At 72.1% G+C, this 18,416-nt stretch carries 19 protein-coding genes; 10 read left to right on the forward strand and 9 right to left on the reverse strand.

The genetic code is table 11. The features are described from left to right. The first annotated feature begins 11 nt into the window (after nt 1-11). Both ACZ466_RS25305 and ACZ466_RS25310 read left to right on the forward strand, forming a co-directional pair. Nucleotides 12-1,220, forward strand: a complete 1,209-nt coding sequence (locus ACZ466_RS25305; RefSeq protein ID WP_378281552.1) for a hypothetical protein — start codon at nt 12-14, stop codon at nt 1,218-1,220. 192 nt (nt 1,221-1,412) lie between these two features. Continuing rightward, the gene (locus tag ACZ466_RS25310) at nt 1,413-2,126 is read left to right on the forward strand and encodes a Vgb family protein (protein WP_378281683.1); all 714 of its coding nucleotides are present in this window, start codon (nt 1,413-1,415) and stop codon (nt 2,124-2,126) included. On the opposite strand, the gene ACZ466_RS25315 is transcribed toward ACZ466_RS25310, so the two are convergent. Further along, on the reverse strand, nt 2,059-3,297 hold the full coding sequence (locus ACZ466_RS25315; protein WP_378281551.1) for an FAD-dependent oxidoreductase: 1,239 nt from the start codon (nt 3,295-3,297) through the stop codon (nt 2,059-2,061). The two genes, ACZ466_RS25310 and ACZ466_RS25315, sit on opposite strands and share 68 nt — an antisense overlap. A gap of 189 nt (nt 3,298-3,486) precedes the next feature. Here ACZ466_RS25315 and ACZ466_RS25320 point away from each other — a divergent pair, with 189 nt between their 5' ends. The 4 genes from ACZ466_RS25320 to ACZ466_RS25335 all read left to right on the forward strand — a co-directional run bounded on the left by ACZ466_RS25320 (nt 3,487) and on the right by ACZ466_RS25335 (nt 6,727). Beyond that, complete coding sequence (locus ACZ466_RS25320; protein ID WP_378281550.1) at nt 3,487-3,951, forward strand: hemerythrin domain-containing protein; 465 nt, start codon at nt 3,487-3,489, stop codon at nt 3,949-3,951. Nucleotides 3,952-3,956: 5 nt separating this feature from the next. Further along, nucleotides 3,957-4,829, forward strand: coding sequence for a Vgb family protein (locus ACZ466_RS25325; protein WP_464044025.1), 873 nt, complete (start codon nt 3,957-3,959; stop codon nt 4,827-4,829). Nucleotides 4,830-5,181: 352 nt separating this feature from the next. Further along, nucleotides 5,182-6,027, forward strand: a complete 846-nt coding sequence (locus ACZ466_RS25330; RefSeq protein WP_378281549.1) for an MHYT domain-containing protein — start codon at nt 5,182-5,184, stop codon at nt 6,025-6,027. A 49-nt stretch (nt 6,028-6,076) separates the two neighbouring features. After that, complete coding sequence (locus ACZ466_RS25335) at nt 6,077-6,727, forward strand: nitroreductase family protein (RefSeq protein ID WP_378281548.1); 651 nt, start codon at nt 6,077-6,079, stop codon at nt 6,725-6,727. Nucleotides 6,728-6,731: 4 nt separating this feature from the next. On the opposite strand, the gene ACZ466_RS25340 is transcribed toward ACZ466_RS25335, so the two are convergent. Continuing rightward, entirely contained in the window at nt 6,732-7,196 is a 465-nt protein-coding gene (locus tag ACZ466_RS25340) for a hypothetical protein (RefSeq protein ID WP_378281547.1), read from the reverse strand. Between the two features lie 45 nt (nt 7,197-7,241). Next, nucleotides 7,242-8,243 carry an ArsR/SmtB family transcription factor gene (locus ACZ466_RS25345; protein WP_378281546.1) on the reverse strand — a complete coding sequence of 334 codons (1,002 nt, stop codon included), beginning with the start codon at nt 8,241-8,243 and terminating at the stop codon, nt 7,242-7,244. Nucleotides 8,244-8,458: 215 nt separating this feature from the next. Between ACZ466_RS25345 and ACZ466_RS25350 the strand changes: the two genes are divergently transcribed. Further along, nucleotides 8,459-8,869 (forward strand): hypothetical protein, encoded by a 411-nt coding sequence (locus ACZ466_RS25350; RefSeq protein ID WP_378281545.1) that lies wholly within the window; start codon nt 8,459-8,461, stop codon nt 8,867-8,869. 70 nt (nt 8,870-8,939) lie between these two features. Here ACZ466_RS25350 and ACZ466_RS25355 read toward each other — a convergent pair whose 3' ends face one another. Continuing rightward, nucleotides 8,940-9,842, reverse strand: coding sequence for a cytochrome d ubiquinol oxidase subunit II (locus ACZ466_RS25355; protein ID WP_378281544.1), 903 nt, complete (start codon nt 9,840-9,842; stop codon nt 8,940-8,942). Then, the gene (locus ACZ466_RS25360; protein WP_378281543.1) at nt 9,839-11,254 is read right to left on the reverse strand and encodes a cytochrome ubiquinol oxidase subunit I; all 1,416 of its coding nucleotides are present in this window, start codon (nt 11,252-11,254) and stop codon (nt 9,839-9,841) included. Before ACZ466_RS25360 ends, ACZ466_RS25355 begins: the two co-directional genes overlap by 4 nt. Nucleotides 11,255-11,346: 92 nt before the next feature. Here ACZ466_RS25360 and ACZ466_RS25365 point away from each other — a divergent pair, with 92 nt between their 5' ends. Beyond that, complete coding sequence (locus ACZ466_RS25365; protein ID WP_378281542.1) at nt 11,347-11,739, forward strand: BlaI/MecI/CopY family transcriptional regulator; 393 nt, start codon at nt 11,347-11,349, stop codon at nt 11,737-11,739. 42 nt (nt 11,740-11,781) lie between these two features. Here ACZ466_RS25365 and ACZ466_RS25370 read toward each other — a convergent pair whose 3' ends face one another. After that, nucleotides 11,782-13,005: an RNA-guided endonuclease InsQ/TnpB family protein gene (locus ACZ466_RS25370; protein WP_378281541.1), complete on the reverse strand. Its 1,224-nt coding sequence runs from the start codon at nt 13,003-13,005 to the stop codon at nt 11,782-11,784. Nucleotides 13,006-13,172: 167 nt separating this feature from the next. Between ACZ466_RS25370 and ACZ466_RS25375 the strand changes: the two genes are divergently transcribed. Both ACZ466_RS25375 and ACZ466_RS25380 read left to right on the forward strand, forming a co-directional pair. Continuing rightward, nucleotides 13,173-14,084, forward strand: coding sequence for a M56 family metallopeptidase (locus ACZ466_RS25375; RefSeq protein WP_378281540.1), 912 nt, complete (start codon nt 13,173-13,175; stop codon nt 14,082-14,084). A 127-nt stretch (nt 14,085-14,211) separates the two neighbouring features. Beyond that, complete coding sequence (locus ACZ466_RS25380; protein ID WP_378281539.1) at nt 14,212-15,426, forward strand: MFS transporter; 1,215 nt, start codon at nt 14,212-14,214, stop codon at nt 15,424-15,426. 70 nt (nt 15,427-15,496) lie between these two features. Here the strand turns inward: ACZ466_RS25380 and ACZ466_RS25385 are convergent, their stop codons facing one another. The 3 genes from ACZ466_RS25385 to ACZ466_RS25395 all read right to left on the reverse strand — a co-directional run bounded on the left by ACZ466_RS25385 (nt 15,497) and on the right by ACZ466_RS25395 (nt 18,347). After that, nucleotides 15,497-16,045: a COG4315 family predicted lipoprotein gene (locus ACZ466_RS25385; protein WP_378281538.1), complete on the reverse strand. Its 549-nt coding sequence runs from the start codon at nt 16,043-16,045 to the stop codon at nt 15,497-15,499. Nucleotides 16,046-16,311: 266 nt separating this feature from the next. Further along, nucleotides 16,312-16,815, reverse strand: coding sequence for a pyridoxamine 5'-phosphate oxidase family protein (locus ACZ466_RS25390; RefSeq protein ID WP_378281537.1), 504 nt, complete (start codon nt 16,813-16,815; stop codon nt 16,312-16,314). A 32-nt stretch (nt 16,816-16,847) separates the two neighbouring features. Further along, nucleotides 16,848-18,347 carry an MFS transporter gene (locus tag ACZ466_RS25395; RefSeq protein ID WP_378281536.1) on the reverse strand — a complete coding sequence of 500 codons (1,500 nt, stop codon included), beginning with the start codon at nt 18,345-18,347 and terminating at the stop codon, nt 16,848-16,850. Nucleotides 18,348-18,416 lie beyond the last annotated feature (69 nt).

An 18,416-nucleotide genomic window follows, 5' to 3' on the forward strand; every position in this document is an offset into this window, starting at 1 on the left:
TCCCGCTTCACGTGATCGGCTTGTCGTGCGAGGGTCTGTTTATGGTTGCCCCCAAAGGCCATGGCCGTCCGCTGGCTCTGTACTGGTTCGCGGTCATCTCGATGCTGATATGGGCGGCCATCGGCCTCGGGGCGGCTGTCCGCGACTCCAAGGCGACCGCACGTTTCAACGACGGTGAGGGGCGCGAAGGCGTTTTCATCGCCGCCTACCTGCATTGCTCGCGGGGTTCGCAATGTTCGTGGTACGGATCCTTCATCGCCGACCGGAGCGGCATCGTCGAGCTGCAAGGCGTCGAGCTCCGGGGGGTCGACGACGGCTCTATCGAGCGCGGCACACAGGTCGCAGCGCTGGACGTCGATTCCCGCGACTTCGTGTACGCGGTGGGCGGCTCCGCGGACAACGGAACCCTGGTCGGGGCCTCGATGCTCACCTTGCTGCTCGGCGTACCGGGGGCCGTGCTCCTGCCCATCGTGATACGGCAAACTCCATGGTCCCGGTTACCGCGCTTCATCGATCTCGCGCGGTCGGGACGTGCCGCGGTCGCCCGTCTCGTCACCCGGGATCGCTGGGGCCCGCTGGCGCGACCGGGATCGCCGACGATGGTGCCCATGGCCCGGTCGCGGACCAAGACCCTCCTGTGGCTCGCCGCCGTGCCGCTTGTGGCTCTGCTCACGTGGGCGTCGCCTCAGATCGCGCTGGAGATACTCGCGTTCGACCCCCACCCCGAGGAGGTGGTGGCCGGCCTGTGGATGCTGATCTCCGTGGCTCCCCTCCTGGCCCTCGTGGCGGTGCAGATCCTGAGGATGGCTTTCGTGCGGCCGCGCGTCTGGCTGTCCGAGGACGACTTCCTGATCTGGGACAGTGTGCTGCTCTGGAAGGTCGCGCGGATCCGGCGGGCGGACATCGCCGGAGTGCACCCGATCCCGAGGGCGCGTGAGCGCCCGGAATCCGGCGGCGCCGACCTCAGCCCGTTCCGCGAACGCCTCAACCTCAGCGTGCTCTTTCGCGAGGACATCGTCCTGCCGGGAAGGCGTCTGCGGTGGGGCAACTGGATCTGGAGGCTCGGGGCGGACAGGCAGCTCACCGGCCCTCCCTGGATCCCTCGGCGCGGCGAGCCGTATCGCGGGATCGCTCTCCGGGTCAGAGATCCGGAGGAGGTCGCCGCCGGGCTGAACCGTTGGCTGGCCCAAGGCCATGCTGGTCTCGGGGCGGTTGACTGATCTTTTGGGGTGGTGGGTGTTCTGGCAGCGTCGCGGTGCACCCGGCAAGGAGACCGCCGAGGGCATGGAGGCGTGGAACATCTGGGACGACCTTGGCGACACCCCACGGACGCCTGGCGGCGTTCGGCAACCAGTTGATCGAAGTACACATCTGGTTCCGCGAGGAGCTTGAAGCGCTTCGCGAGTACCTCGGTGGCGGCGGTCCCGGGAGCTGCGGGCCGACTGCCTGACCTTCTGCTCCGCCCTGGACCGGCACCACACCGGCGAGGACGGCGGCGCGTTCTCCTGCTCGCTGAAGAGTTTCCCGAGCTGAGAGCGGTGCTGGAGGAGTTGAGCCGCGATCACCGGCTTGTGGACGACTCCCTCCGGCGGCTCCGGGCGTTGGTGGACGGCCTGGACGAGGGGGCCGACCCCGTCGAGGCGCTGCGGGAACTGGACAGCCTCGCCGCGCTGATGGAGACGCATTTCGTCTACGAGGAGAAGCGGATCGTCGCGGCGCTCAACGCGCTGGACGTGCCGGACTGGGAGGGCTCCCGGCCGCCGTTTCTGGAGCTGGACGAGCCCGGTGGCGGGCCGTACGCGATCACCACCGGGCCGGACGGGGCTCTGTGGTTCACGCTCAACCAGGCCAACGCCATCGGCCGGATCGACGTGGAGGGCACGGTTGCGATCCACCCGCTGCCGACCGAGGCCGCCGCGCCCGTGGGGATCGCCGCGGGCGACGGTGGCGCTGTGGTTCGTCGAGATCGCCGTGGGGCAGATCGGCCGGATCACCCCCACGAGGGGCGGATCACCGAGTTCCCGCTGCCCGACCGGGAGGCCCGGCCGCGTGCCATCGTCAGGCCGCGCGAGGTGAGATCGCTTCGGGTGTGCGCACGTGCTCCGGGCGCACACCCGTACCGATGATGTGCCCCGGCACCCGCCGGAACAGGCGCCTTCTGGCCAGCGCGCGCAGCGGGCGCGGGATGCGGACCGCTCCGCCGTCTTCGCTCAGCACCGAGGAGATGACGGTGCGCTGGATGACTACCTGAAGGGCCTGGGTGACGACGGTGGGGAAGGTCCGGCGGCGCTGCACCCGCGCCAGGTCGGCCTCCGTGACGGCGTGGGCGCGCAGCTTCTCCGTGAGCAGATTGGCCGTCGCCACCGCGTCCTGGATCGCCAGGTTGATGCCGACGCCCCCGATCGGCGACATCGCGTGCGCGGCGTCGCCGATCGCCAGAAGGCCCGGCCGGTACCACCGGCGGAGCCGGTTCACCCGCACGGTCAGCACGCTGACGTCGGAGAAGGAGCGGAGCTCGTCCACCCGGTCGGCGAGGTGCGGTAGCAGTTCGGCGATCTTGCTCCGCAGCCGTTCGATACCGGCCGCGACCAGTTGCGGATAGCCGTCCTTCGGGATCAGGTAGGCGAGCTGCCAGTACGTCCCCCGGTTGATGTTGACCAGGAAGTTGCCGCGGGCGAGCCGGCCGAACGTGGCGACCGGGTCGGTCTCCTTGCGGGAGAGGCGGAACCAGACCACGTCCATCGGCGCCCCGAACTCCCGCGGGCGCGGCAATGCCACCTCGCGCAGCCGGGAGTGGCGGCCGTCGGCGGCGACGACCAGGTCGGCGGTGAGTTCGCGGACGCCCTCGGGCGTGCGGTACCGCACCCCGGTGACCTGCCGCCCGGCCGTGACCAGAGCCTCCGCCTCGGCGTTCATGACCAGCCGGAAGGTCGGGTAGCGGCGCGCGACGTCGCTGAGCAGGCCGAGGAAGTCCCACTGCGGGACGAAGGCGATGTAGGGGTACTTCGCGCCGAAGCCGCGCAGGTCAACGAGGATGACCTTGCCGGAATCGGTCTGGCCGACCAGCTCGCGGGCCTTGAAGTGCGGCAGTTCGAGGAACCGGTCGAGCAGCCCGAGCTCCTCCAGGACCCGCAGGGTCGAGGGATGGATCGTGTCGCCGCGGAAGTCGCGGAGGAAGTCGCCGTGCTTCTCCAGCACGGTGACCTCGATGCCGGCGCGGGCGAGCAGCAGGCCGAGCATCATGCCCGCGGGGCCGCCGCCCGCGATGGCGACGGTGGTGCGATCGGTGCACGTCATCGTGGCACCTTCTCCCGATCGGAGCTAATTCATCATCAGTTGAATTATATCCCCGCCGCCGCGCGTGCACATGCCCGGGTGGACGTTTGACTGATCTTTTGGGGTGGTGGTAGGTGTTCTGGCAACGTCGCGGTGCACCCGGCCAGGAGACCGCCGAGGGCATGGAGGCGTGGAACATCTGGGACGACCTTGGCGACACCCCACGGACGCCTGGCGGCGTTCGGCAACCAGTTGATCGAAGTACACATCTGGCTCCGCGAGGAGCTTGAAGCGCTGCGTGATGCCCTCGGCGGCGGCGCTCGGCCCCGGGAACTGCGGGCCCACTGTCTGACCTTCTGCTCCGCCCTGGACCGGCACCACACCGGCGAGGACGGCGGCGCGTTCCCCCGGCTCGCCGAAGAGTTTCCGGAGCTGCGCCCGGTGCTGGACGAGTTGCGCCGTGACCACCGGCTCGTGGACGACTCCCTCCGGCGGCTCCAGGCGCTGGTCGACGGGACCGACCCCGTCGAGGCGCTGCGGGAACTGGACAGCCTCGCCGCGCTGATGGAGACGCATTTCGTCTACGAGGAGAAGCGGATCGTCGCGGCGCTCAACGCGCTGGACGTGCCGGACTGGGACAGCTCCCGGCCGCCGTTTCTGGAGAGGTCATCTTGATCGCCATTCGCGAATACGCCCTGGACGAGCCCGGCGGCGGGCCGTACGCGATCACCACCGGGCCGGACGGCGCACTGTGGTACACGCTCGTCCACAGCGGACGGATCGGCCGGCTGGTGCCCGGCGGCGAGCCGTCCAGCCACCGCCTCGATCCGGACTGCGGGCCGACGATCATCGCCCTGGGGCCGGACGGCGCGCTCTGGTTCACCGAGTTCCGGGCGCATCGGATCGGACGGATCACGACCGGCGGCGAGCTCACCGAGTACCCGCTGCCCACGCCCGAGTGCGGGCCGTTCGGGATCACCGCGGGCCCGGACGGCGCGCTGTGGTTCACCGAGACCGCCGCGGACCGGATCGGCCGGATCACGGTCGGCGGCGAGGTCACCGAGTTCCCGCTCCCGGTGACCGGCGGGTTCCCGTCCGCCATCACCGCCGGGGGCGACGGCGCGCTGTGGTTCACGCTCAACCAGGCCAACGCCATCGGCCGGATCGACGTGGAGGGCACGGTTGCGATCCACCCGCTGCCGACCGAGGCCGCCGCGCCCGTGGGGATCGCCGCGGGCGACGGTGCGCTGTGGTTCGTCGAGATCGCCGCGGGGCGGATCGGCCGGATCACCCACGAGGGGCGGATCACCGAATACCCGCTGCCCGACCGGGAGGCCCGGCCGCATGCCATCGTCCTGGACGCCGCGGGCACCCCGTGGTTCACCGAGTGGGGCGGCAACCGGGTCGGGTCCATCGCTCCCGACGGTTCGGTCACCGGGTATGAGCTGCCCACGCCCGGCTCCGAGCCGCACGGCATCGCGCTCGGCCCGGACGGCGCGCTGTGGACGGCGCTGGAGATCGGCGCGCTCGCCCGCGTGACGGCGGGCGACTAGCCCGGTGGACCACTGGTGCTGGTGGTTCAGAGAATCTCAGGAGGGCCAAAAGCGGCCAGTGGTGCGACGGGAGCGGGCTGTGGGGCGGAAATCCGGCTCTCTGACCTGGGGAAACCTGTATTCGTGCAGGTCAGAGCTAGTGAGTGGAGGTTCGGGGGTGCCGGGGCGCCGGCGGGCGGTGTCGTGAGGCGCCTCTATCGTTCTGGAACGCGGCGGCGTTACATCGAATTCGCGTTCTCACTCAACGTGGTCATCGCGTATCAAAAACCTCATGGACCCCGTAGGTAGCCTTTTCGCGATTAACAGGGGGCTGTCCCGTGCCACGCGGGACATTTTGCGGGGGACGGGTTCGATGACCCACGTTCATCACTTCACCTACGGGCCGTTCACTCCGGTCGCGGCCTATCTGATGTCGTTCATCGGGGCGCTGCTCGGCCTGCAGTGCACGGCCAGGGCGCGGGCGGCGGAAGGCCGGTCCCGGGCGTCCTGGCTGGCGCTGGCGGCGCTGTCCATCGGCGGCACCGGAATCTGGGTCATGCATTTCATCGCCATGCTCGGCTTCACCGTGGCCGACATGGAGATCCGCTACGACGTCGGGCTCACCCTGCTCAGCGCGCTGATCGCGGTCGCGGTGGTCGGGGTCGGGGTGTTCATGGTCGGGTTCGGGGGGCCGAGGGCGCGCGTCGTGCTGCCCGCCGGGCTCGTCACGGGCCTCGGCGTCGCCAGCATGCACTACACCGGCATGTGGGCCATGGACATGCACGGCGACCTCTCCTACAACCCGCTCCTGGTGCTGCTGTCGGTGCTGATCGCGGTGGTGGCGGCCACCGCCGCGCTCTGGTTCACGCTGCGGGTGCGCGGCCACTCCGCCACCGCGGGCGCGGCGCTGATCATGGGTGTGGCGGTCTCCGGCATGCACTACACGGGCATGGCGGCGATGCGGGTGCGGGCCGTGCCGGGGGAGGGCGATCCATCCGGCGCCGCGGCGGCCGACTTCCTGACGCCGCTGCTCATCGGGGTCAGCATGGTGGCGGTCGCCCTCCTGGTGATCGTCTCGGTCTTCCCGGGCGAGGAGGAGATGGTCTACATGGCGCTGCTGGAGAAGAAGGCGTCGCGGCGGCGCGCGTCGGCTCCGGAACCGGAGCCCGCGCCGGAGAAGGAGCCCTCGTGGTTCGAGGAGCGGACGCCGCGATCTTGACGGCGCCGCGAGGTTGTCGCGGGGATCGCCGCTGGGCACGATGGGGATCATGACGACTCTGCCGCTCGGACCCGACGAACTGCTGACGACGACGCGCGCGGTGCGCAAGCGCCTCGACCTGACCCGTCCCGTACCGATGGAGTTGGTGCGGGAGTGCCTGGAGATCGCGCTCCAGGCGCCCAGCGGGAGCAACCGGCAGGACTGGGAGTGGATCGTCGTCACCGACCCGGAGGCGCGCGCGACGATCGGTGAGTACTACCGGCGGTCCTTCGAGGTGTACGCCGCGTCGAAGGCGTCCGCCGACGTCCTCTACAAGGACGACCCCGCCCGCGCGCAGGTGCAGCGCCGGGTCGGCGACAGCGCCGGGTACCTGGCCGAGCGGATGGGCGAGGTGCCGGTCCTGCTGATCCCGTGCCTGCGGGTGGAGGGTGGCAAGACGCCTGAGGGCAACCAGGCGGGCCTGTGGGCCTCGCTGCTGCCCGCCGTGTGGAACTACTGCCTGGCGGCGCGGGCGCGCGGGCTCGGCACCGCGTGGACCAGCCTGCACCTGGTGTACGAGCGGGAGATCGCCGAGCTGCTGGGCCTGCCGTCGGATGTGCGGCAGGGCGCGCTGATCCCGACCGCGTACTTCACGGGCGAGACCTTCAAGCCCGCCCCGCGCGTCCCCCTGGACGAGGTGCTGCACGTCGACCGCTGGTGACGGGTCAGCTTCCGGCGCGGCACTCGTACTTGTCCACCGCGTCGAAGGCGGCCTGCGCTTGCTTCCCGTACACGGGGTCGAGGACGTCGCGGACCTCGCTGCCCGGCTTCAGCCTCCCGGACGAGGTCTTGAGCGCCTCCAGCGCCGTCGTGAACTGCGGGGCGATGTCGGGCGGGGCACTCGCCTTCATCCTCTCGCCCATGGCGATGGTCCTGCCCGCCTGCCGGCGCGACTCATCGAGGTCGATCTCCTCGCCGCGCACCGCCCTGCCCACACCGCCCCGGTAGACGACGGCGCCGACCCGGAAGAGTTCGAGGTCGAGGCAGAACGCGGAGGTCGGCTTGGCCGACGGGCTCGCGGAGGCCGCGGAGGCCGCGGGCGGTTTCGGCGCGGCCTCCGGTTCGTCCGAGCAGCCCGCGACCGCCAGCGCGCCGGCCGTCAGGAGTATCCACACCCGGGAAACGGTCATGGACGGAGCGTAAGGTGCGCGCCCGGGGAGGGGTCCCGGCGCCGGTCATGCGGGATGCGGCGAGGCCCGGTCCGTGGGCGCGTTGATCAGGGACGCGCCGGCCGGTCGCAGCGAGTGGACGACGTGGCCGCCCCGCCGCACGGTCCTGATGAGGCCCGCGTCCCGCAGGACGCCCGCGTGCTGGCTGGCCGACGCGAGCGAGATCCCGGTGCGGCGGGCCAGTTCGGTGGTGGTGCAGCCGCCGGGGGCGCTGAGCGCGGTCAGGACCGTGGTGCGGGTCCGGCCGAGCAGGGCGGCCAGCGGGCGCCTGGGGTCGCGCCGGGGCGACGGGGCCAGCCAGGCCGGGTCGTGCTCGATCGGGAAGGCGAGCACGGGTGTGAGGTCGGTGTCGTAGAAAGTGAAGGGCTGTTTCCAGCAGAAGAATGACGGGAGCAGGCGCAGTCCCCGGCCGTCGAGATGGACGTCGTGTTCCCTGCCGTAGGGCAGTTCCAGGACCGGTGAATTCCATCGGGCGTCGGGATGCAGATCTGTGAGGACGGCCTCGATCCCCGCGTGCAGGAACGTGCGCCCGCGGTCGGTGAGTTCGGTGTGCACGCGCGCCCGGATGCGGTCCCAATAGGGCGCGAGGGCGTGCGCGTGATAATCGCGCAGCGCGTGCGCGAGCGCGCGGAGCGAGCGGGCGGATCCGCCGGCGAGGTCGGCGGCGGGGCCGTGCAGCGCCTGCTGGGCGGCGAGGGTGGCCATGTCGCCGCGGACGATCCGGCGGGGCGTCGACAGGACCAGTTCCAGACCCGTGCCGACATCGGGCGCCTGCTCGGCGGGAGTCAGGAAGTCGGGCGAGTAGCCGATGGGCGGTGCGAGGTGGAGGAGCCACCGCGTGCACGGCGGCAGTGCCGCCAGGACGTTCCGGCGCCAGCCGTCGAAGATCAGCCGTCCTTCGCGGTCGGCGAGTTTGTGCAGGCTGAGCAGCAGTTCCCACATCGGTTCCGGGCCGGTGGCCAGCCGGGTCCGACCCAGATCCTCCCCCGTGAAATGAATGCGCAGCATGGAGCAAATACCCCCGTATGTCGCTGACATGCCAGCCGCGATCGTCCCCCGCCGCTAGTTGATCAAGCGAATGGTTGGCCGCATCCGGCCGCGATTTCAGGCAGGAACGAAAGGTCCAATGGCGCCGGCGGCCACGGGTGACGATCTCCCCGCGTCCCCCGCACGGGGCGGGGACGTGATTCGGGGGAAGCAGCTCCCTCGGGGAGGAGTTCACCATGAAGGTCGCGAGGATCCCGGCGCTGACGGTGGCGGGGGCCGCCGTCGGGTTCGCCGTCCTCACGGGCGGGGGCACCGCGCTCGCCGACACCGCCGCGCCCGGGCCGGCCGCGCAGTCCAGCACGGCCGACGTCTCGGTCAAGGCGACCTGGAACCACAACAACGTGATCGGGGCCAGGTCCGCGGGGGTCATCACCACCACCAAGGCCACGGGGACGGTGAAGGACACCCGCAAGGACGGCAAGTGCGCCCGCGTCCAGATCCGGTGGTACGGCACCAGCGGCAAGTTCGACGTGGACACCTTCAAGGCGTGCGGCTACGGCAAGGCGAAGACCGTCTCCGGCAAGCCGGGCGACAACGGCAAGTACTGGACGGCCCTCAGCGCGCGGGTCATCACCAGCACCGTGTAACCGCACGCGGAGGGGCCGAGCGGCGTGCCGGGTCGAGGTTGCCGACCGTGGAACCCGGCACGCCGCGGTCTCAGAGGGGCCTGGACGGCTCGCCGGGCCCGCGCTGGAACAGCACGTACAGCCAGACCATCGACGGGACGAGGATCAGCGCGCCCGCGCCGAGCGCGATGAACACCAGTTCCAGGACGGCGTCGTGCGCGACCGTGGACTCCAGGTCGAGGCCGCTCATTCCCGCCGCGCCCCACAGCACCGAGACGACCGCCAGCGCGCCGGTCGCCCGTACGGCCAGGTAGGAGCGGCGGACCAGCAGCGCGAGCGAGACCAGCCCGGCGACCGCCGACAGCAGGATCAGCGGGGAGCGCACGCCGAGGGCGGCGGCGCCCGGCAGGGCCAGGACGCCGACCGCGGCGCCGGAGACCAGGGCGCAGCCGCGGAAGCGCAGCGAGATGTCCCGGTCGCCGAGCCGCAGCGCGTCCCAGATCAGGTAGACGGCGGCGAGGTAGGCGCACAGCGCGGTGGTGAGGACGCCGCCGTACAGACCCGTGGGGCTCAGCCAGGACGATCCGCCGGTCGTGACGGCGGCGGCGACCGCGCCCAGGCAGAACGGGATGAGGATCGAGGAGACTCCGAAGGTCCAGGCGTACCAGCCGCGGTCGGGCACGGCCTTGCTGAACACGAAGGTGCTGCCGCGGGCGACGATGCCGAGCGCGGCCAGTGACAGCGGGATCCAGTGCGCGCTCATGACGTCGGCGAACACGGGCGGGAACGCCGTCCACGTCATCACCATCACGAAGATCAGCCAGACGTGGTTGGCCTCCCACAGCGGGCCCATGGCGTGCTCGATGACCTCCTTGTCGGCGCGCCGCCGGGAGAGCAGGTGCCAGAGGCCGGCGCCGAAGTCGGCGCCGCCGAACAGCAGGTACGCGGACAGGCCGAGCAGGATCAGGCCGAGGGCGATGTCGCCGTGGCTCATGAGGGGCTCCCGACTTCCGTGGGCTCAGGGGAGGGCGTGGACGCTTCGGACGGGTCGGGCGGGCGGCGGCGCATGCGGCGCAGGACGCTGATGGTGGCGACGGCGAGGACGGTGTAGACGACCAGCACCACGTACAGGCCGAACCGCAGCCCGGGGTTGGGGTTGACGGCCTCCTCGGTGCGCATGACCCCGTACACGATCCAGGGCTGGCGGCCGACCTCCGTGGTCGTCCAGCCGGCCTCCATGGCGATCGCGGCGGCGACCCCGGCGAGCGCGGCGGCGCGCAGGAACCAGGGGTGCCAGGGCAGGTCCCGGCGAGGGGCGAGCGCGCCGTCGCGGCCTGCCGCGCGGCGCCGCAGGAACCAGGCCAGCGCCCACCAGGCGGCCAGCGCCAGCAGCGCGGTCCCGATCGCGATCATGATCTCGAAGGAGATCTTGACGACCTCGGCGGGCGGGCGCAGGTCCGCGGGGAAGGAGTCGAGGCCGCGCAGGGTGGCCCCGGCGTCGAACTTCAGCATCAGCGACAGCGCGTTCGGGATCTCGAAGACCGCGAACCGGAACGGCACGCCCGCCTCGGTGTGCTCCACGCCCTCCATCGCCGCGAACTTGATCGGCTGGTTGTCGTGCACGAACCGGACGGCCCAGTCGCCGACGAGCACCTGCAGCGGGGCGCAGACCGCGCCGAGGGAGAACGGGATGGCGAAGCCGAGCCGGTGGTAGCGGTCGACGCGCCCGGCGCGGCGGTCGCGCAGCAGGGCCACGGCGTAGACGGACGCGACGGTGAAGCCGCAGACCATCAGCGAGGCCAGGATCAGGTGGACTGCCTGGACGGGCGTGGCCGGGTTGAACATCGCGGCGAGCGGGTCGACATCGGTGACCTGGCCGTTCTCCAGGCGGAACCCGCGCGGCTGGTTCATCCAGGAGTTCACGGTGACCACGAACGAGGCCGACAGCAGCCCGGCGACCACCACCGGGATGCCGGTGGCGAAGTGCGCGCGGGGGGAGAGCCGGTCCCAGCCGTACAGGTAGATGCCCATGAAGATCGCCTCGATGAAGAAGGCGATGCCCTCAAGGGCGAACGCGGCGCCGAAGACCTGGCCGTACTTGTCCATGAAGCCGGGCCACAGCGTGCCCATCTCGAAGGACAGGACGGTGCCCGACACCGCGCCGACGGCGAACAGCACCCCGGCGGCCTTCATCCAGCGGCGGGCCAGTTCGGCGTAGACGGTGTCGCCGGTGCGCAGCGAGCGCCACTCGGCCAGCAGGGTGATCGCGGGGAGGCCGATGCCGATGGAGGCCAGGATGATGTGGAAGCCGAGGGTGAACGCCATCTGCTGGCGGGCGGCCATGAAGTCGGCCGGGGTGGCCGCGCCGCCCGCGGCGTCGTTGAGGAGGAGAGCGACGGTGCTCATACGACGAACTGTAGTACTACAAGCCGTAGTACTTGAGGCGGTAGTACTACCCGGCGTGGTGACCTTCCTCTCCATCGCATACCCTGGTCGGCGTGAAGGGTCTGGGAGAGCTTGAACGCACGGTCATGGAGGTCCTCTGGGCGAGGGAGGACTCCGGCGCCGCCGCGGCGACCGCCCGCGACGTCAGCCGTGCCCTCGCCGGCGACCGCGACCTCGCGCACACCACCGTCATGACCGTTCTCGACCGCCTCGCCAAGAAGGGCTTCCTCAAGCGCGAGCGCGACGGCCGCGCCTGGCGCTACAGTCCTGTGGCCAGCCGCGAGCGCTACGTCACCGAGCTCATGCTCGGCGCCCTCAACGAGACCGGCGACCGTGACGCCGCCCTAGTGCACTTCGTCCAGTCCGTTTCCGAGGACGAGGCCGCCGTGATCCGCCAGGCCCTCGCCGCGTTGACGTCCGGCGTCGTCAAGGAGCCACCGGCTTGACCTCCTCCCCCTCGTGAACGAGGGGGATTTCAACCCGTGGCCTCAGGAGAGGGGGACAGGTTGGGGTTCGCGGTTCGTCCGCCCCGGCGACCCGGAGCGTCCCCGCGCAGCAGCGGCCGGTCCGGCCGCCGTGCCCACGAGCGTGCAGAGGAGTCTGGTCTCGTGGGCGATGTTGCGTGCCGCGTTCACGTCGGTGTTGCAGGCGAAGCCGCAGGACCGGCACCGGAAGCGCGCTTGGCTCTCACGCGCCTTCGGGTCGATGGTCCTGCACGCCGAGCAGCGCTGCGAGGTGTACGCGGGATCGATCCTGTACACGCGGCCGGGGGCCTTGTGTTCCAGCCGCTCGACCAGCATGGCCCATCCGCTTGCGAGGATGCCCCGGTTCAGCCCCGCCTTGGCGGCGACATTCCGGCCCGGCCTCTCGATGGTGCCCTTCGCCGAGCGGGTCATGCCCCGGACGTTGAGGTCCTCGACGCCGATCACGTCGAACTGGCGGGCCAGCGTGGTGGAGGTCTGCTCCACCCAGTTCTTGCGGCGGTCGCTCTGGCGGGTTTTGAGCCGGGTGAGCGCGGCCTTGAGCCTGGCGCGGCGGTGGGAGCCGCGCCGGGCGCGTCCCAGCTTGCGGGCCAGCAGTTCCAGGCGCCGGGTCTCCCCGGGGGTGAGGCCGGGGACCTTCAGCAGGTCCCCGGTCGAGAGGGCGGCGCTGACGGTGACGCCCCGGTCCACCCCGATCACGGTCCCGGCGACGGGGCCGGGGACCGGGGGCGGGACGTGCGCGAACGCCACATGCCAGCGCCCGGCCCGATCACGGGTCACCCGGTAGGACCTCACACCCTCCGGCACCGGCCGCGACAGGCGGAACCGCACCCACCCGCACTTGGGCACCAGTACCGCACCCCACTTACGCGACAACCGCACGACCTGATGCGGCTTGACGCCGACCTGCCGGAACCCCTCGTGCACGCCCTGCTTACGCCAGGTGGGCCGCTTGTGCGTTCCGGCGAAGAAGTTGCTCATCGCCTGCGCGAAATCGCGGAGCGCCTGCTGCTGCACCGTCTGGGACCCGGCCCGCAACCACCCGAACTCGGCACGGGCCGCGGTGAGCTGCCGGGACTGCTCGTTGTAGCCGGGTGCCCGGCCCCATCGGTGCCGGGACCAGTGCGCGTGCTGCTCGATGGCGAGGTTCCACACGTACCGCGCGTGCGCGCAATGCCCGAGCAGGGCTTGCTCCTGCTCGGGCGTGGGGTTCAGGCGGTAGCGCGGCACGGGGCGATCGTAGCGTGCACGCTCGAACACAGGAGCGAGAACGTGCTGGATAGCGCCTGGTCAACCGGCATTCGCCCCCGGGAGGCGAATCTCCCTTCCCTGCCCTGCTCCGCAGGAGTCCGATCCCACCCCGGTCTCGAGGCCGAGGTCTCCTGGGAGGTCCCTCGATGACCGGCACCGCCCTGCTCGCACTGATCTCGCTCGGGACCATCGGCGGGGCGCACCTGCTCTCAGGGGCCCGGTGGACCTGGCGCGCCCCCCGCACCGGCATCCTGCTCTGGCAGGCCCTCGGCCTCGGCTGGGGCGTCGCCACCATCGGCGCCCTCCTCGGCCTGGCCCTCCTCCCCTACGGCAAGGGCATCCTCGGCGGCCTGCCCGGACTCGTCCACGACGAGGCCGGCCGGCTCGGCGCCGCGCACGTCGCCGCGCTGCTCGCCGCGATCAGCCTCACCGCCGTGCTGCTGGTCATGCTCGCGTACGCGGTCGTCCGGGTCGTGCGCGCCCGGCACCGGCACCGGGCGCTGCTGGCGCTGGTCTCCCGCAGCGACTCGGCCGTGCCCAGCGGAACCCTCGTCCTCGACCACCCCGGCGCCGCCGCGTACTGCGTGCCCGGGGTGCGCTCGTCCAAGGTCGTGGTCAGCGCCGGGACGCTCGAACTGCTCGACGCCGACGAGCTGGCCGCCGTCCTCGCGCACGAGCGCGCGCACGCCCGCGAGCGGCACGACCTGGTGCTGCTGCCGTTCGCCTCGCTGCGCCAGGTCTTCCCGCAGATCCGCCTGGTCGGGCGCTGCCTGGACGCGGTCGAGCTGCTGATCGAGATGGCCGCCGACGACCGCGCCCAGCGGCACCGTCCGCCGCGCGAGCTGGCCACGGCGCTGCTGCGGTTCGCCGCGGCCCGGCCCGCGGCCGCCCCGTCCGGCACGCTCGGCGTCGCCAACCGCGACGACATCCCGGTGATGGCCCGGGTGAACCGGCTGCTCGACCCGGTCCCGGTGGGCCGCTCCACCCGCTTCGCCGCCATGGTCGCGGTGCCCCTCCTGGCAGGGGTGCCGGTGCTGCTGTACGCGATGCCGCACTGAGACCGCCGCACTGACGCCGCCCCGCCCGTCCGGGCGGGGCTTTCGCATGTGCGGGGCCATTGACCTCGGCGGCTCCCGCTCCCTACGCTAACGCGAATCTCGTTCACGTTGGCCGTGGAGGGCGTCGATGACCGCACGGGACCGCCGGGCACGGCTCTCCGCGCACGCCGCGTTCGCCGTCCAGGGGCTGTGCTTCGCCTCGCTCGTGACGCGCGTCCCGCAGGTGCAGGACGCGCACGACCTCGGCGACGGCATGCTCGCGCTCGTCCTCCTCCTGGTCCCGCTGATCGCCGGCGCGGGCAGCGTGCTGGCGGGCGCGCTGTTCCCGCGGGCCGGCGGCGGCCCGGTGCTGCGGGTCGCGCAGCCGGGCGTCTGCGTCGCGATGACCCTGGTCGGCCTGACCGGCGGCGGGCTCGTACCGCTGCTCGCGGCGGTGGCGCTGTTCGGCGTGTGCGTCGGCGCGGTCGACGCCGCCATGAACGAGCAGGCCGTCGCGGTCGAACGGCGCTACGGGATGAGCCTGCTCACCGGCTTCTACGCGGTCTGGAGCGTCGCCGGGATCCTCGGCGGGCTGTGGGCCGCCCTGGCCAACCGGCTCGACCTGGCGCTGCTGCCCGGCTTCGCCGTCCCCGCCGCGCTGGGCCTGACCGTCTCGCTCGTCACCGGGCGCGGGGTCTACCGCAAGGACGAGGAGGCCGCCGAACCCGGAGCCGAGGAGCTCAAGGCCGCCGCCCGGCAGGTCCCCTGGCGCCCGGTGCTGATCGTGGGCACCGCCATGGGGCTGTTCTACCTGGCCGACGCCGCCGTCTCCAGCTACAGCGCCAAGTACCTCCAGGACGAGCTGAACGCCACCGACTTCGCCGCCCCGCTCGGCTACGTCGCCTACCAGGTCGCCATGGTGGCGGCCCGCGCCGCGGCCGACCTCGGGGTCCGCAGGCGCGGCGCCGTCCAGGTCGTCCGGCTCGGCGGGATCGTCGGGCTGGCCGGGATGATCGGCGTGGTCGCCGCGCCCAACGCCGCCACCGCGATCGCCGCGTTCGCCGTGGCGGGCCTGGGACTCAGCGTCGTCGCGCCCGTGGCGTTCTCCGCCGCCGGACGGGTCGACCCGACCGGGCTGGGCGTCGCGGTGGCGCGGCTGAACGTCTTCAACTACGTGGGATTCGTGCTGGGCGCGGCCATCGCCGGGGCCCTCGCCCCGATCGGCGGGACGGACGGCCTGCGCCTGGTCTTCGCCGTCCCCGCGGCCCTGGTCATCCTGATCATCGTGCTGGCGAGCGGCTTCGCCCCGCGCCCTGCGCCCGCGGTTCCCGCCGCCCGGCCACACGACCTCGACCCCGCCTGACGAGCGGCAGGCCCGCGCCGCGATGGCGGACCGCCCTCGCTGAGCGGGGGCGGTCCGAGGACGCGGCAGGTCAGGAACCGCTCTTCTCGACCTTCTTGCCGTCCGGGGACACCACGTACCAGCCGCCGCCGAACTGGTTGAGGCCCTGGCCCTTGGCGCTGCCCTTCACGCCGTTGTCCGGCACGAAGTAGTACAGCGGGTGCCCGCCGTAGGTCACCTGCGTGCTGCCGTCGCTCCTGCTGGTGGTGCCGAGCATCGACGCCTGCGCACCCGACCCGGCGTGCGGCTTGCCCATGCTGGTGACCGGCGGCCACACCGCCGCGCAGGATCCGGTGCAGGAGGACGTGCCGCCCTGGTCCTTCTCGAACAGGTACACGGTGCGGCCCTGGCCGTCGACCAGGACCTGGCCCAGGTTGCCCACCGTCGCCGTCGCGATCGTCGCCTGGGCAGCGGAGGTGGTCGGCGAGGACGTGCCCGGCGAGGACATGCTCGGCGAGGACGTGACGGCCCCCGGCGCGGCGGGACGATTCGCCGCGGCGGCGCCGTCCGACTTGGTCGCATCGCCGGACGTGCCGCAGGCGGTCGCCGCGGCCGCCACCGCGGCCACGGGAACCGCCATACGGACGCCGAGGCTCCGCCGCGGCCGAGACGTCGGAGCCGATGAGCGCACGGTATTGCACAGGTTCGTTCGGGACATCGCAGAACGTCCTTCCCTGGGAGAGATCGGCTTCGGTCGCCCGATGCCTTCCTTTCCGACTCGGCCCGTACCCCTGGGAACGGCGGGCGAACTGACTTGCCCAGGCACTGAACTGCGCTTTTCGGACATATATCCTGCCGCCTCCTCGCCTGGGCGACGAAGATCAAGCGGTAGGAGCCCGGAGCCCCCTAGGCGTCCTGGACTTCCTTCGGGAGGTCCAGGGCCATCCCGTACAGGCGCTCCACGCGCAGCCGGATCACCACCCGGTGGTCCTCCACCTGTGCCTTCAGGAAGCCCTCCCGCTCGGCCGGATCGGTGATCTCGGGGACGATCAGGGACAGCAGCTCCTGCCCGACCGCGTCGCCCGGCACGGTCGTCTCCGCGATCTCCGCCGTGCCCTCGGCCACCACGTAGGCCATGTGGTCCGGGCTGGAGACGTAGAGCGCGGCGCGCGGGTCGTTGCGGAGCTGCCGGACCTTCAACCGGTCGGCCGTGGACGAGACGCGCACGATCCGCTCGGCCGGGTCCCACCGGTAGACGACCGTGGACAGGTGCGGGTGGCCGCTGCGCTTGTTGGCGGCCAGGGCGCCGAAGAAGTGGTCGCCGAGCAGTGCGGACAGGTCGCCGTCGGTGAGGATCTTGGGGCCGGGGCCGCGGCCGGGGCCGGTCTGCTCGTTCTCGTTGGTCGTCATCGTCGATCTCTCTTTCTGCGTGGATGGGGAGGTCAGGCGGTTTCGGCGGTGACGGGGGCCGGCCTGGCCGCGGGCCGGGCGGGCGGCTCGTCCGGGACGCCCTCGCCCGGCCTGGGCTGCCGCAGGACGAGGAGCGCGACCGCGATCGCCGCGACCAGCAGCCCGGCGCCGACCTCGAAGGCGTACTGGAAGCCGCCGGTCAGCGCGGCCGCCTCGCCCGCGCCGCCCCCGGTCAGCCCCTCGGTGCGGGACGCGGCCAGCGTCGACAGGATCGCGACGCCGAGCGCGATGCCGAGCTGCTGGGTGGTGTTGAACAGCCCGGAGACGACCCCGGCGTCCTCCTGGCGCGCCCCGGACATGCCCAGCCCCGTCAGCGCGGGCAGGACCAGGCCGGCCCCGCCGGTCAGCAGCATCGGGGGCAGCAGGTCGGCCGCGTACGAGCCGTCCACCGGGATCCCGGTCAGCAGCAGCCGGCCGGCCAGGAGCAGCGCCAGCCCGGCCAGCAGCATGTTCCGCTCGCCGAAGCGGGCGATGAGCCGGGCGGACAACCACAGCGACAACCCGCCGATCATCACCGCGGCGGGCAGCATCGCCAGGCCGGTCGCGGTCGCCCCGTAGCCGAGGACCTGCTGCATGTAGAGGGCGATGTGGACCTGGAAGGAGAACATCGCCCCCATCGTGAGCAACTGCACGAGGTTGGCGCCCGCCACGTTCCGGGACCGCAGGATCCGCAGCGGCAGCAGCGGCCTGGCGGCGGTGGCCTGCCGTGCGGCGAACGCGGCGATCAGCAGCGGCGACAGCGCGCCCAGGCCCAGCGTGCGGCCCGAGGTCCAGCCCGCGTGCTCGGCCCCGACGATGGCGTACACGCCGAGCATCACCCCGCCGGTGACCAGGATCGCGCCGAGCGCGTCGGCGCCGCCGCGCAGGCCGGGGCCGCGGTCGTTCTCCAGGACGCGCAGCGCCAGCACGATCGCGGCCAGGCCGAGCGGGAGGTTGATGTAGAAGTTCCACTGCCAGCTCAGCGCGTCGGTGAGGACGCCGCCCAGCACCTGGCCGATGGACGCCCCGGCGGCCCCGGTGAAGGCGAACGCGCCGATCGCGCGGGCCCGCTCGGCGGGGTCGGTGAACAGCGTGACGATCATGCCCAGGCTGACCGCGGAGGTGAGCGCGCCGCCGACGCCCTGGAGGAACCGGGCGGCGATCAGCGTCTCCGGGTTGACCGCGAGCCCGCACAGCACCGAGGCCAGCGTGAACAGCGCCAGCCCCGCGACGAACATCCGGCGCCGCCCGGCCAGGTCGCCCAGCCGCCCGCCCAGGAGCAGCAGCCCGCCGAACGCGATGGTGTAGGCGTTGATCGTCCAGGTCAGGGCGGAGGGGGTGAAGCCGAGGTCGGACTGGATGGCCGGCAGCGCCACCGTCACGATGCTGCCGTCCAGGACGATCATCAGCACTCCGGCGCACAGCACGGCCAGCGCGAGCCAGCGTGAGCGCGGCGGCGCCGTCGATGATCCGGCGGCGGCGATGTCGGGCATGGTCTCTCCTCAGGGGAAGCCGATGGAGAGACCGTAGCAGATAGTTCTGTTAGAGACGATCCTTTGCGG

The sequence above is a fragment of the Actinomadura rugatobispora genome, from assembly GCF_055379765.1.

Coding starts and splice junctions, on each gene's coding strand:
- ACZ466_RS25355 (WP_378281544.1), bottom strand. CDS start 9,842: ATGAGCCACGGCGACATCGCCCTCGGCCTGATCCTGCTCGGCCTGTCC.
- ACZ466_RS25350 (WP_378281545.1), top strand. CDS start 8,459: ATGAAGGTCGCGAGGATCCCGGCGCTGACGGTGGCGGGGGCCGCCGTC.
- ACZ466_RS25390 (WP_378281537.1), bottom strand. CDS start 16,815: ATGACGACCAACGAGAACGAGCAGACCGGCCCCGGCCGCGGCCCCGGC.
- ACZ466_RS25360 (WP_378281543.1), bottom strand. CDS start 11,254: ATGAGCACCGTCGCTCTCCTCCTCAACGACGCCGCGGGCGGCGCGGCC.
- ACZ466_RS25395 (WP_378281536.1), bottom strand. CDS start 18,347: ATGCCCGACATCGCCGCCGCCGGATCATCGACGGCGCCGCCGCGCTCA.
- ACZ466_RS25375 (WP_378281540.1), top strand. CDS start 13,173: ATGACCGGCACCGCCCTGCTCGCACTGATCTCGCTCGGGACCATCGGC.
- ACZ466_RS25380 (WP_378281539.1), top strand. CDS start 14,212: ATGACCGCACGGGACCGCCGGGCACGGCTCTCCGCGCACGCCGCGTTC.
- ACZ466_RS25330 (WP_378281549.1), top strand. CDS start 5,182: ATGACCCACGTTCATCACTTCACCTACGGGCCGTTCACTCCGGTCGCG.
- ACZ466_RS25335 (WP_378281548.1), top strand. CDS start 6,077: ATGACGACTCTGCCGCTCGGACCCGACGAACTGCTGACGACGACGCGC.
- ACZ466_RS25340 (WP_378281547.1), bottom strand. CDS start 7,196: ATGACCGTTTCCCGGGTGTGGATACTCCTGACGGCCGGCGCGCTGGCG.
- ACZ466_RS25315 (WP_378281551.1), bottom strand. CDS start 3,297: ATGACGTGCACCGATCGCACCACCGTCGCCATCGCGGGCGGCGGCCCC.
- ACZ466_RS25345 (WP_378281546.1), bottom strand. CDS start 8,243: ATGCTGCGCATTCATTTCACGGGGGAGGATCTGGGTCGGACCCGGCTG.
- ACZ466_RS25385 (WP_378281538.1), bottom strand. CDS start 16,045: ATGGCGGTTCCCGTGGCCGCGGTGGCGGCCGCGGCGACCGCCTGCGGC.